Genomic DNA, 11551 nt, shown 5'->3' with positions numbered 1-11551 from the left:
GACAGCCATGCCCACGCTCCTCACCCGACGCAGCCTGCTCAGAGGCATCACCGCGGCGACCGCCGTCGCCTCCCTCGCCACCGGGCTCGCCGCCTGCGGGGGCGACAGCGACGCGGCCACCACCACCTCCGCCGCGAAGACCGGCGAGGTCGTCGTGGGACAGGTCTCCAACGGCGCCGCCACCCAGACCACGATCAAGGTCTCCGAGGTCAAGTCCATCAGCGCCGAACTGCCCGCCTCCGTCAGGAAGAGCGGCAAGCTGGTCATCGGCGAGGGCGCCCTGCCCGCCGGGTTCCCGCCGCTGGCGTTCGTGGGCAGCGACCAGAAGACCCTCACCGGCTCCGAGCCCGACCTCGGCCGCCTGGTCGCCGCGGTCTTCGGCCTCAAGCCCGAGATCCGGAACGCCACCTGGGAGAACATGTTCGTCGGCATCGACAGCGGCAAGGTCGACGTGGCCTTCTCCAACGTCACCGACACCGAGGAGCGCAAGAAGAAGTACGAGTTCGCCTCCTACCGGCAGGACAACCTCGCCTTCACCGTGCCGAAGAAGAGCACCTGGAACTTCGACGGCGACTACGAGAACCTCGCCGGCAAGACCGTCTCGGTGAGCGCCGGCACCAACCAGGAGAAGATCCTCCTGGAGTGGAAGAAGAAGCTGGAGAGCGAGGGCAAGAAGCTCACCGTCAAGTACTTCCAGGACAGCAACAGCGTCTACCTGGCCCTGTCCAGCGGCAAGATCGACGCCTACCTCGGCCCCAACCCCGGCATCGCGTACCACAACAAGCAGACCGCGAACACGCCGAACGCCACCCGCACCGCGGGCACCTACTCCGGCGCGGGCGGCAGTCTCCAGGGCCTGATCGCGGCCAGCGCCAAGAAGGACAGCGGCCTCGCCAAGCCCCTTGCGGACGCCATCAACTACCTGATCGCGAACGGCCAGTACGCCGAGTGGCTGAAGGCCTACAACCTCTCCAACGAGGCCGTCGCCAAGTCGGAGGTCAACCCGCCCGGACTGCCGCTCGACAACTCCTGACCACTCGTCAATTTCTGATTACCCGTCAAGAAGGAACACCGCAAGGCGAGAAAGGACCGCGCCTCCGTGACCCTCCAGACCGACCTCCACGGAGGCGGGGCCCCCGTCGCACCCGGCACGTCCCCGCTCGACAACGCCGTCTGGTCGGCCCTCAGCGGCCCGCACGCTCATCTCGCGGAGCGGGTCGGGCGGGCGGCCCGGTATCCCGACGACGTCTACGCGTACGCCGCCCTGGCCGATCCCGCCGACCCGGCCGCCTGGGCCGACCTGCGCACGCTCGTCGGCCCGGGAGCGACCGTGAAGATCAAGCCGGTCCGCGCGGCACCGCCCGGCTGGGAGGTGGTCGGCGGCGGGACCGGCGTCCAGTTCGTCGGCACCGCACTGCGGGCCGAACCCGCCCCCGAGGCGGTACGGCTCGGGCCGGACGACGTGCCCGAGATGCTGGACCTGGTCGCCCGCACCGAACCCGGCCCGTTCCGCACCCGGACCGTCGAGATGGGCACCTATCTCGGCATCCGACACCGGGGCAGGCTGACCGCCATGGCGGGCGAGCGTTTGCGGCTGCCCGGCTGGACGGAGATCAGCGCCGTGTGCACCGACCCGGAGCACCGGGGCCGGGGCCTGGCCACCCGCCTGATCCGCGCGGTCGCCGCCGGCATCCGGGAGCGCGGCGACACCCCGTTCCTGCACGCGGCCCCCGGCAACGCGAACGCGATCCGGCTCTACGAGTCGATCGGCTTCACCGAGCGGCTGCGCGGCCGCACCCTGCTGCTGCGCAGCCCGGGAACAACCACCGAACCCGGTCTGTTGTGACTCCCGACGAGATCCGCCGAGATCCACGCGGAGCAGCCCGGGAGAGCGGGGAGGAGCGGGACGTGACACGTGTCCTCAGCCCCAGCCGCCGTACCGTCCTGCACTCCAGGCCGCACATCGACCTCCAGCGCGTGGCCGGCGCGCTCTGTTGTTCCTGACCAGTCGTCCCCGCAGCGCCCCCGTCTCCGGCGCGCCCTCGTACGGACCCTCAGGAAGGCACCACTGTGTCCTCAACTCCCGCTTCCCACCTGCACCTCGCCGTCGCCCTGGACGGCACCGGCTGGCACCCGGCGTCCTGGCGCGAGCCGGCCGCCCGCCCCCGCGAGCTGTTCACCGCCGGCTACTGGGCCGACCTGACCGCCGAGGCCGAGCGCGGCCTCCTCGACTTCGTCACCATCGAGGACGGCCTCGGCCTGCAGTCCTCGCACTACAGCGAGCTCGACGGCCGCACCGACCAGGTACGCGGCCGTCTGGACGCCGTCCTGATCGCGTCCCGGATCGCGCCGCTGTCCAGCCACATCGGCCTGGTCCCGACGGTGACCGTCACCCACACCGAGCCGTTCCACATCTCCAAGGCCATCGCCACCCTTGACTACGTCAGCACCGGCCGCGCCGGACTGCGGGCGCAGATCTCCGCCCGCCCGCACGAGGCGGACCACTTCGGCCGCCGTGTCCTCCCGCCGATCGACCTCGCGCAACTCCGCTCCCCGGCCGGGCAGCAGCGGCTCACGGAGCACTTCGACGAGGCCGCCGACCATGTCGAGGCCGTGCGCAGGCTCTGGGACAGCTGGGAGGACGACGCCGAGATCCGGGACGCCGCCACCGGCCGCTTCATCGACCGCGACAAGCTGCACTACATCGACTTCGAGGGCCGGCACTTCAGCGTCAAGGGCCCCTCCATCACCCCGCGCCCGCCGCAGGGCCAGCCGCTCGTCACCGCCCTCGGCCACCAGACCGTGCCCTACCGGCTGATCGCCCGCCAGGCCGACGTCGGCTACGTCACCCCGCAGGACGCCGCCGACGCCCGCGCGATCGTCGCCGAGATCCGCGCCGAGCAGGAGGCCGCCGGACGGACCGGCGACACCGTGCACGTCTTCGGCGACCTCGTGGTCTTCCTCGACGACGACCGGGCCACGGCCGCCGCCCGCAAGGACCGCCTCGACGCCCTCGACGGCGGCGAACTCACCAGCGACGCCCGGATCTTCACCGGTACGGCCGCCGAACTCGCCGACCTGCTTGAGGAGTTCGCCGCCGCGGGGCTCACCGGCTTCCGGCTGCGGCCCGCCGTCCTCGGCCACGACCTGCCCCGGGTCACCGCGGACCTGGTCCCCGAACTCCAGCGCCGTGGCCGCTTCCGCACCGCCTACGAGGCGGACACCCTGCGCGGCCTGCTCGGGCTCGCCCGCCCCGCCAACCGCTACGCCGCCGCCACCGCCTGAGCCGGAAGGACCGCACCCCGTCATGAGCAAGCCCCTGAAGCAGATCCACCTGGCCGCGCACTTCCCCGGCGTCAACAACACCACCGTGTGGAGCGACCCGGCCGCGGGCAGCCACATCGAGTTCAGCTCCTTCACGCACTTCGCGAGGACCGCCGAACGCGCCAGGTTCGACTTCCTGTTCCTCGCCGAGGGCCTCAGGCTCCGCGAACAGGGCGGGAAGATATACGACCTGGACGTCGTCGGCCGCCCCGACACCTTCACCGTCCTCGCCGCCCTGGCCGCCGTCACCGACCACCTCGGCCTCACCGGCACCATCAACTCGACCTTCAACGAGCCCTACGAGGTGGCCCGCCAGTTCGCCAGCCTCGACCACCTCTCCGGCGGCCGGGCCGCCTGGAACGTGGTCACCTCCTGGGACGCCTTCACCGGCGAGAACTTCCGGCGTGGCGGCTTCCTGCCCCAGGACGAGCGCTACTCCCGCGCCAAGGAGTTCCTCGCCACCGCGGGCGAGCTGTTCGACTCCTGGCACGGCGACGAGATCCTCGCCGACCAGGCCACCGGCACCTTCCTCAGCGACGCCAGGGCCGGCTCCTTCGTGCACAAGGGCGCCCAGTTCGACATCCACGGCCAGTTCAACGTGCCCCGCTCCCCGCAGGGCCGCCCGGTGATCTTCCAGGCCGGCGAGTCCGACGAGGGCCGCGAGTTCGCCGCCTCCGGTGCCGACGCGATCTTCAGCCGGTACGCCACACTCGACGCCGGCCAGGCCTTCTACACCGACGTGAAGTCCCGCCTCGCCAAGTACGGCCGCCGCCCCGAGGACCTGCTGATCCTGCCCGCCGCCAGCTTCGTCCTCGGCGACACCGACGCGGAGGCCGAGGAGATCGCCCACCAGGTCCGCCGCCAGCAGGTCAGCGGCGCGACGGCCCTCAAGCACCTGGAGTTCGTCTGGAACCGGGACCTGTCGTCGTACGACCCGGAGGGACCGCTGCCCGACGTCGACCCGCTCGTCGGCGAGGAGCACATCTCCCGGGGCCGCGCCCAGGTCCGGATGTACCGCGACCCGGTCGCCATCGCCCGCGAGTGGCGCGAGCTCGCCGAGGCCAACAAGTGGTCCATCCGCGACCTCGTCATCAACACCGGCAACCGGCAGACCTTCGTCGGCTCCCCGGCCACCGTCGCCCGCACCATCAACGACTTCGTGCAGGCCGACGTCTCCGACGGCTTCATCCTGGTCCCGCACATCACCCCGGGCGGCCTCGACACCTTCGCCGACACGGTCGTACCGCTCCTCCAGGAGCAGGGCGTCTTCCGCACCGAGTACGAGGGCACCACCCTGCGCGACCACCTGGGCCTCGCCCACCCCGACGAGCCGCGGGGTGAGCGGGTGGCGTCGTGAGGTTCCCGTTCCGCGAGGTGCTCGACGACGCCGTGCCCGCCGAGGGGCCCGCCCATGTCTGACACCCCGCTCGGCGTCCTCGACCTGGTGCCGGTCCCGAGCGGCGCCACCGCTGCCGACGCGTTGCGCAACTCCGTGGAACTCGCCCGGCGCGCCGAGGAGTTCGGCTACGCCCGCCACTGGTTCGCCGAGCACCACCTGAACCCGGGGGTGGCCGGCACCTCGCCCGCGGTGGTCCTGGCGCTGACCGCCGCCGCGACCTCCACGATCCGGCTCGGCTCCGGCGCCGTACAGCTCGGACACCGCACCGCGCTGTCCACGGTCGAGGAGTTCGGCCTCCTCGACGCCCTGTACCCGGGCCGCCTCGACCTGGGCCTGGGCCGCTCCGGCGGCGGTCCGCCGGGGGAGCGGGCGACCGCGCCGACGCCGACCCCGGTGGTCGACGGCCGGGCCCCCAACGGCCTGGTCGTCCCGCCCCGCTTCTCCCTCGCCCGCCTCCTCCGCTCCCCGCGGTTCGCACTCCACCACAAGCTGCTCCTGCTCCCGAACGCCGAGTCCCAGGCATACGCCGAACAGATCGACGACATCCTCGCGCTGATCGCGGGGACCTACCGCACCGAAGACGGCGTCGAGGCCCACGTCGTCCCCGGCGAGGGCGCGGACGTCGAGGTGTGGATCCTGGGCAGCAGCGGCGGCGAGAGCGCCAGGACCGCGGGCGAGCGGGGCCTGCGCTTCGCCGCCAACTACCACGTCAGCCCGGCCACGGTCCTGGAGGCGGTGGACGGCTACCGGGCGTACTTCCAGCCCTCGGACGGGCTCGACAAGCCGTACGTCGCCGTCTCCGCCGACGTCGTGGTCGCCGAGGACGACGCCACCGCCCGCGAACTCGCCACCGGCTACGGCCCCTGGGTCCGCAGCATCCGTACCGGCGAGGGAGCGATCCCCTTCCCCACCCCCGAGGAGGCCCGCGCCCACGTCTGGACCGACGAGGACCGGGAACTGGTCCAGGACCGCCTCGACACCCGGTTCGTGGGCAGCCCGCAGCACGTCGCCGACCGCCTGGAACAGCTCCAGGAGGCCACCGGCGCCGACGAACTGCTCATCACCACGATCACCCACCACCAGGCCGACCGCGTCCGCTCGTACGAACTCCTCGCGGCGGAATGGCGTCGGCGCTGAGAACCGGCCGGGGAAAACGGCGTGGCCGCGGCACGTATCCCTCCCCCGAAGGTTACGTGCCGCGACCGCTTCCCCCGGCGCCGGACAGTGGTCCGACCTCCGCGTCGCGGCTGTGCTCTCACCAGCACATGACCGCTGTCTCCCCCGACCCCCACGTGGAATGGAGACGGACGCGGACGGCATAGCGGCGGCCCTTGACGAGCCTGACCCTGATCCTCGTGTTGTGCCGAGTGCCCCCGTCGTCGTGGCCGGCGAGGTAGCGCGGTTCCCCGTCGCGCTCCTCGAAGACCACGACGACGGAGTCGCTCTCCCCGAAGGTGCCCACGCTGTAGACACGGGTCTCCGGCGGCTCCACGGCGAAGTCGGCCTGCCCGCCCGTACCCAGGCTGAGCGGTGCCGAGCGGAACGGCACCAGCACGGCCGGCGGTTCGGCGGGCGGGTACCAGCGGAGCACGAACTCCTTGTCCGCCGGGGACAGCGACCCCGGCGGGTACAGGCCGTTGTGGTAGTGCTCCGGCTCCAGGACCAGCCCCGGACCGACGGGGAACTGCATCACGGACTGCGGATCCCACACCGAACCGTTCGCCTCCGACGGATCCAGCGTCCGCAGGATGTTGAAGTGGGTCCGGTCCCGGCTCCAGTGGTTCGGCGGTCCGGCGAGGTCGGCGTAGACCGCCTCGTCGTCCCAGTGGACCCCCGCGAACGGGCTCTGGTGCTCGTGCTGCATCCCGAGCGCGTGCCCGATCTCGTGCAGCGCCGTCCAGCGCCCGCCGGGCTCGGTCAGGTCCCAGCCCAGGTTCATGGTGCGCTCGCCCGCGCCCACCGAGAGCGCGTCCCGGCCCACCGCCGACCAGGACCCGTCCCCCAGCTGGAAGCCGATCCGCAGCTCCGCCTCGCACCGGTCGAAGACCTCGGCGAACGTCACCCCGATGCCCAGGTCCCGCCACTCCCGGAAGCACTCGCGCACCACGTCCCGCTGCTCCTTCGCGCCCGCCCACGGCACCCGGCGGGTCTCCCCGGTCCCCGGTACCGGGATCACCGAGGCGTCCGTGTCCGCGTCGAAGAAGTAGTAGTGCAGAGCAGTCCCGTTGACCCACATCCACCGCCCGCCGACGAGCGCGCCGAGCCGCTCGGCGGCCAGTCCCGGCGCGAACGCCGGAGCCGGCTGCTGCGGAAGCGAGCAGTAGCGTCGGGTCATGCGCCCAGACTGCCGTTCGACCCCGTCCCACGCCTGAGTCGGAGGCTACTCAAGTCCCCCTGTATCAGAGCTGAGTAACGCGACTCATACTCACGTGACGACTTACGAACGGGATGCGCGAACCCTCGAACTGCCCTGGCCGTTCACCGGCCGGGAGGACGAACTGGAGCTGGTCAGGCGGTCGTCGGTGACCGGCCGGCAGGGAATCGTGGTGACCGGCCCGGCCGGTATCGGCAAGACCCGGCTGATCACCGAGGCCGTCCGGGGCACCGACTGCGTCCGGGTGACCGGCACCCCCGAGACCAGCGCCCTCCCGTTCGCCGCGTTCGCGCACCTGCTCTCCGACCGGGTGTCGCTGCCCGGCGCGGTCCGGCACCTGTCCGGGGTCCGGCTCCTGGTCGTCGACGACGCCCACCTCCTCGACGAGGCCTCGGCAGCCCTCGTCCACCAGCTCGCCGTGCACGGCCGCACCCGGCTCGTGGTGGCCGCCGCCACCGGCACGGCACCCGTCCCCGGCGCGGTCTCCCGGCTGTGGACCGGGGAACTCCTCACCCACCTCGCCCTGGAACCCCTCCCGTACGACGAGACGGCCGCGCTGCTCGCCGGCGCCGGCCTGGAACCGCTCACCGTGCGCCGGCTGCACCGGGTGTGCCGGGGCGACCTGCGGCTGCTGCGCGACCTGCTCGGCGCGCTGCGCGAGTCCGGCCCGCTGACCCGGGTCCCGGACACCGGCGAGTGGGCCTGGCGGGGTCCGCTGCCCCTTACCGCGACCGTACGGGACCGGATCGCCGCCCTGCTCGACGGCCGGGGGCCCGGGGAGCGCGACACCCTCGAACGCCTCGCCCTCGCCGAACCGCTGCCGCTCCACCCCGACCTCGACGACGCCCTCGACCTGGCCGTCCTCGAACGGCTGGAGACCGACGGCCTCATCCACGCCGACGACCGGGGCGCCGTCCGCCTCGCCCACCCCCTGCACGGCCCGGCGCTGCGCGCCTCGGCGGGCCGGCTGCGGGCCCGGCGGCTGGCCAGCACCCCCGAGCAGTGCGAGCCCGCCCTGAAGGACGAACAGGAACAACTGGTCGAGCGGACAGAGCAGTTGGACGTACGGGAGGTGCCGGCCCCGGTGGGGGAGTGGCTGGCGGCGGGAGACCTGCCCGTACCGGCCGGGTACGCGGCCGTGCGTGCCCGGTACTCGTGGCTTCGGGGGGAGCTGCGAGAGGCGGCGGCGTGGGCGAGGGAGGGACTGCGGGCGGCGCCGGGCGACGCCTCCTGCGGTACCGAACTCGCCCGTGCCGCCGCCGAGTGGGGGGACGGGGCCGTAGTGCGCGGGGACGGGGGTCTCGCGCACTACGGCGCCGTACGGCTCGGGGACCCCGAGGGAGCCGCGCGGGCCGTGGAGCGGCTGGACGGCGTGCTCGCACAGCACGCCGAGGCGCTCGCCCGCAGTGCCGGACCCGCCCTGGACCGGGCGGCCGAGGCGCTGGCGGGGCGCGGCCTGCTGCTGTTCGCGGCCGAGGCCCACGCCCAGGCGGTCCGCGCCCACCGGGACCCGCGGGCCGCCCGGATGTCCCGTACCCGCGCGGTCGCCCTCGCCCGCCGCTGCCAGGGCGCGCGCACCCCGGCCCTGTCCGGACTGGTGCTCGGCGAACTCACCGCCCGCCAGCGGCAGATCGTCACCCTCGCCGCCGCGGGCCTCAGCAACCGCCAGATCGCCGAGCAACTGACCCTGTCCGTACGGACGGTGGGCAACCACCTCTACAGCGCCTACACCCGTCTCGGCGCGGGCGACCGCGCGGCACTGCCGTGGCTGGTGGCACAGCCGGACCGGAAGTCGGCCTGAGCGCTGCGCCGCTCCCTCAGGCCGCCCCGAACGCGGCGAACGCCCACCCCGTCGCCTGGTGGAGGGCGTCGCCCGGCAGGGCGGCCCGGGCATCGCGCAGCGCCTCCGCCAGCGACAGCCCGGCGCCCAGGCCCTTGTGCAGGGCCAGCATCAGCGGGACCACGGCCGCGTCGTTGACGGGAGCGCTGCTCGCCACCACCCCGGCCGTCCCCAGCGGCAGCAACGCCGTGACCAGACCCAGGAGTTCATCGGCGCCCACCGACGCCAGACGGGCCGTGTCGCAGCTGGAGAGGATGATCCGGTAGGGGCTGCGGGCAAGGCGCTCGAAGTCGTGCACGATCAGCGGACCGTCCGCCATCCGCAGCGACGAGAAGAGCGGGCTGTCCGCACGGAACGTGCCGTGCGCGGCGATGTGGGCCAGCGCGGCGCCGTCCAACTCCTCCAGGACCCGGGGGACCTGGGCGTCGTCGTGCTCCAGGATCCGCGCCGCCGCGTACTGGCCGGCCACCTCGGGCACCTCGGCGCCGCCGGTCGCCAGCCCCGGCCCGCGGACGAGCACATGGCGGCCCCCCGGCGGCGGCTCGGTCTCCCGGGCCCGCAGCCAGCTCGACGCCGACGGCGACACGCTGAGCACCCGCTCCCGCAGGGAGGGCAGCAGGGCCCAGGGCACCCGCTGCAGCGCGCCCGGCGGGACGATCACCACCGGGCCGGAGCCGAGCTGGCCCGCCGCCGCGCCCAGCAGCAGCTCCTCCAGCCGCCGCCCGGCCGCCTCGACCACCGGCAGCCGCGCTTCCGCCCCCGGGTGCGCGAGCCGTCGCAGCCCCGCCTGGACGTGCTCCGCCTCGGCGACCGCCTCCGCCAGCAGGCCGCCCGTGAAGCGCCGCACCCGGCCCTGACCGCACAGCAGGATGTGCACCCGGCCGTCCAGGACGGCGAGTTCGACCAGCCGGGCATCGCCCAGCCGGTCCAGCAGGCGGGCCGGGTCGAAACGGTCCCCGCCGCCGGGGGCGTCGCCGCGGGTGTGGTGGGTGCGGGCACGGATCTCCCGCTCCAGGCGCCGCTGTTCACGCTCCAGGGCGGGCACCGGACGGCGCTCCCGGCGGGCCTCCTCCGCACGGGAGGCGATCTCCCGGAACGCGGTCAGCGAGGCGAGCAGGGCGGGGTCCGCGGGCGGCCGGGTCGGGGGAGTGGACAGCACCGTGGCCCGCCAGCGCTCGCTCCACTCCAGGAGCCGGCGCGGGCCGCCGTGCGCGAGGCTCGCCTGCTGGGCCAGCGCGGCCAGTTCGGCACCCTGCGCGGTGGCCCGGGCCCGCAGCTCCGAGGCGCCCAGGGTCATCCGGTGGTCGTCCAGGACGTCCAGGCCGCGCCGGCACGCCTCCAGGACGCCACGGCCCGAGCCGGCCGCCCGGGCCCGGAGCGCCTGCGCGGCCCAGCCGGTCATCCGGGCCAGCGGCGGGCCGACGTGCCGGCTGCGCGCGGCCACCGCCAGATGCCGCTCCGCGTCCGCCGTCCAGCCCAGCGCCAGCGCGACCCGCCCGGCGAGCAGCGAGGCCTCCGGCGCGGCCGGCGCCCCGAAGGACGCCAGCCGTTCGGCGACCGCCGCCGTGTCCTGCACCAGCCGCCCCGACGCGGCCCCGCCGGCCACCCGCGCCTCGATCAGCACCAGCCGCGCATGCGTCTCCCACCAGCTCCGCCGCTGCCCCGAGAACAGCCGCACGGCGACCGCGGCGCGGGCGATCGCGGTCTGCGCGTCCCCGGTCGACAGCGCGGCCCGGGCGGCGGTCAGCAGCAGTTCGGCCTTGCGGGTGGACTGCCCGCCGATCCGGTCCAGGGCCGCGATCGCCGCGTCCGCCTCGGCCAGCGCCTCCGGGGCGAGACCGGCCGCCATCAGCACGTCGCAGCGCGCGATGTACAGCATGAACGAGGGCGTGCCCAGCTCGTCGTACCGCTCCTTGGCCTCGGCCAGCAGCCGCAGCGCCGCCGGGATGTCGCCGGACCGGTACGCGGCCAGGCCCCGGTTCTCCACGGCGACCGCCTTGTCGTGCTCCTGGCCCGTCGTCTCCCACAGCAGCTCCGCCGCCGTGAAGTCCGCGTCGGCCCGCTCCACCGCGCCCATCGCCAGATGCACGGTGGCCCGCACGCTCAGCGCCCGCGCGGTCCAGATGACGTCGTCGGCCTGCCGCAGCACCGGTATCGCCCGCCGCAGGTCCTCCAGGGCCTCCTTGTGCCGGCCCAGCACCCACCCGGCGTACGCCCGCCGGTACAGCACCCGCGCCCTGGTGTGCCCGTTGCCCCGGGCCACCCCCCGGTCCAGCACGTCCAGCCCCTGCCGGGTGCGCCCCGCGTGCACCAGGGCGACCCCGAGGGTACCGAGGACGTCCGCCTCCCGCTCCGCCGAGTCCGCGCGCGCCGCCCACTCCCGGGCGCGCCGCAGATGGTCGAGGGCCACCGCCAGGTCCCCGAAGTCCCGCTGCCAGATGCCGATGACCTGGTGCGCGACGGACGCGTCCAGCGGTGACGGATCGGACCGCAGGACATGCTCCGCCCGCGCCAGGGCCTCGCCGGGGGCGGCGAACACCATCGGCAGGAGTTCCGTAACCGAATCGCCTCGCGCAGTCACCCCTCGGATGGTAGTGGCCTGGGCATACATGCC

9 protein-coding genes are annotated in these 11551 nt (G+C 74.1%); 7 read left to right on the top strand and 2 right to left on the bottom strand.

Annotated elements, in window-relative coordinates; translation table 11 throughout:
* Nucleotides 1–7: 7 nt before the first annotated feature.
* The 6 genes from ACGF5O_RS09290 to ACGF5O_RS09265 all read left to right on the top strand — a co-directional run bounded on the left by ACGF5O_RS09290 (nt 8) and on the right by ACGF5O_RS09265 (nt 5860).
* Nucleotides 8–1033 (top strand): ABC transporter substrate-binding protein, encoded by a 1026-nt coding sequence (locus tag ACGF5O_RS09290; protein ID WP_393809283.1) that lies wholly within the window; start codon nt 8–10, stop codon nt 1031–1033.
* 66 nt (nt 1034–1099) lie between these two features.
* Nucleotides 1100–1846, top strand: coding sequence for a GNAT family N-acetyltransferase (locus ACGF5O_RS09285; RefSeq protein ID WP_393809282.1), 747 nt, complete (start codon nt 1100–1102; stop codon nt 1844–1846).
* 62 nt (nt 1847–1908) lie between these two features.
* On the top strand, nt 1909–2004 hold the full coding sequence (locus tag ACGF5O_RS09280) for a putative leader peptide (RefSeq protein ID WP_350785419.1): 96 nt from the start codon (nt 1909–1911) through the stop codon (nt 2002–2004).
* Between the two features lie 66 nt (nt 2005–2070).
* Nucleotides 2071–3285: an LLM class flavin-dependent oxidoreductase gene (locus tag ACGF5O_RS09275; protein WP_393809281.1), complete on the top strand. Its 1215-nt coding sequence runs from the start codon at nt 2071–2073 to the stop codon at nt 3283–3285.
* Nucleotides 3286–3307: 22 nt separating this feature from the next.
* Nucleotides 3308–4681 carry an NtaA/DmoA family FMN-dependent monooxygenase gene (locus ACGF5O_RS09270; RefSeq protein ID WP_393809280.1) on the top strand — a complete coding sequence of 458 codons (1374 nt, stop codon included), beginning with the start codon at nt 3308–3310 and terminating at the stop codon, nt 4679–4681.
* A 54-nt stretch (nt 4682–4735) separates the two neighbouring features.
* Nucleotides 4736–5860, top strand: a complete 1125-nt coding sequence (locus ACGF5O_RS09265; RefSeq protein ID WP_393809279.1) for an LLM class flavin-dependent oxidoreductase — start codon at nt 4736–4738, stop codon at nt 5858–5860.
* Between the two features lie 118 nt (nt 5861–5978).
* Here ACGF5O_RS09265 and ACGF5O_RS09260 read toward each other — a convergent pair whose 3' ends face one another.
* Nucleotides 5979–7058, bottom strand: a complete 1080-nt coding sequence (locus tag ACGF5O_RS09260) for a M12 family metallopeptidase (protein WP_393809278.1) — start codon at nt 7056–7058, stop codon at nt 5979–5981.
* A 94-nt stretch (nt 7059–7152) separates the two neighbouring features.
* Here ACGF5O_RS09260 and ACGF5O_RS09255 point away from each other — a divergent pair, with 94 nt between their 5' ends.
* Nucleotides 7153–8898 carry a LuxR C-terminal-related transcriptional regulator gene (locus tag ACGF5O_RS09255; RefSeq protein ID WP_393809277.1) on the top strand — a complete coding sequence of 582 codons (1746 nt, stop codon included), beginning with the start codon at nt 7153–7155 and terminating at the stop codon, nt 8896–8898.
* A 16-nt stretch (nt 8899–8914) separates the two neighbouring features.
* On the opposite strand, the gene ACGF5O_RS09250 is transcribed toward ACGF5O_RS09255, so the two are convergent.
* The gene (locus ACGF5O_RS09250) at nt 8915–11479 is read right to left on the bottom strand and encodes a CHAT domain-containing protein (RefSeq protein WP_393809571.1); all 2565 of its coding nucleotides are present in this window, start codon (nt 11477–11479) and stop codon (nt 8915–8917) included.
* Between the last annotated feature and the right edge of the window lie 72 nt (nt 11480–11551).

The sequence above is a fragment of the Streptomyces sp. NPDC048291 genome (genome assembly GCF_043201715.1).
Classification (GTDB): Bacteria; Actinomycetota; Actinomycetes; order Streptomycetales; family Streptomycetaceae; genus Streptomyces.
Note: the sequence above shows the minus strand (reverse complement) of the source record. Positions and strands in the feature narration are given on the sequence as shown.

Bases quoted from the DNA above. Each gene is read 5' to 3' on its own strand.
- ACGF5O_RS09290 (WP_393809283.1), top strand. From the start codon at position 8: ATGCCCACGCTCCTCACCCGACGCAGCCTGCTCAGAGGCATCACCGCG.
- ACGF5O_RS09270 (WP_393809280.1), top strand. From the start codon at position 3,308: ATGAGCAAGCCCCTGAAGCAGATCCACCTGGCCGCGCACTTCCCCGGC.
- ACGF5O_RS09265 (WP_393809279.1), top strand. From the start codon at position 4,736: ATGTCTGACACCCCGCTCGGCGTCCTCGACCTGGTGCCGGTCCCGAGC.
- ACGF5O_RS09260 (WP_393809278.1), bottom strand. From the start codon at position 7,058: ATGACCCGACGCTACTGCTCGCTTCCGCAGCAGCCGGCTCCGGCGTTC.
- ACGF5O_RS09250 (WP_393809571.1), bottom strand. From the start codon at position 11,479: ATGGTGTTCGCCGCCCCCGGCGAGGCCCTGGCGCGGGCGGAGCATGTC.